Raw genomic sequence first — 258 nt, 5'->3', positions numbered from 1 at the left:
ATTAAAAAGGTATCCTTGGATTTACCACTTAAAACCTCTCGTCCTTTTTCTGCAATCTTTAGAACACCATATGTTTCAATATCTTTTTGAAGATAATTTTGAACAGTAGCCTGTCTAAGGATTGTTTTCCAGTAGTTCTCCTTTTCATCTTTCCCAAAGCTAAAGTGAGGATTCTGCTCCAGTTTATAAGATTTTGTAACAGCTGTTTCCTTTCCAACGATAACGGAAATCAAATCTTTTGACTTAAATTTTTCTCCG

The 258-nt window shown here is 33.7% G+C and carries 1 protein-coding gene; it reads right to left on the bottom strand.

All coding sequences use genetic code 11. The annotated features are described in order from the left end of the window. The coding region (locus SB679_RS25120) for an RQC domain-containing protein (protein ID WP_410705037.1) at positions 1-258 on the bottom strand (258 nt) is incomplete at both ends.

It is taken from the genome of Chryseobacterium sp. SIMBA_029, from assembly GCF_046535275.1.
Classification (GTDB): Bacteria; Bacteroidota; Bacteroidia; order Flavobacteriales; family Weeksellaceae; genus Chryseobacterium.
The sequence above is the reverse complement of the archived record's forward strand: the minus strand, read 5'-3'. Positions and strand labels throughout refer to the sequence as shown.